Genomic DNA, 278 nt, shown 5'->3' with positions numbered 1-278 from the left:
GCGGTGTTATTGAGCGCCGGTGACCAGCTTCCCGTGATGCCGTTATTGGAAGTCGTAGGCAAAGCCGATAGAGTCGCCCCGGAACAGATCGCGGCTACCTGGGTAAATGTAGGTGCCGTGTTCGAGTTGACCGTGATTGTCATCGTTGCAGATGTAGCACACTGACCTGCCGATGGCGTGAACGTGTACGTCATAGTAGCGGTGTTATTGAGCGCCGGTGACCAGCTTCCCGTGATGCCGTTATTGGAAGTCGTAGGCAAAGCCGATAGAGTCGCCCC

1 pseudogene is annotated in these 278 nt (G+C 56.1%); it reads right to left on the bottom strand.

The features are described 5' to 3' along the window. A pseudogene (locus G6047_RS00105) lies at positions 1–278 on the bottom strand (lectin-like domain-containing protein); the annotation flags it as partial.

It is taken from the genome of Flavobacterium silvaticum (assembly GCF_012911565.1).
Classification (GTDB): Bacteria; Bacteroidota; Bacteroidia; order Flavobacteriales; family Flavobacteriaceae; genus Flavobacterium; species Flavobacterium silvaticum.
This window is presented reverse-complemented; position numbering and strand designations above follow the sequence as displayed.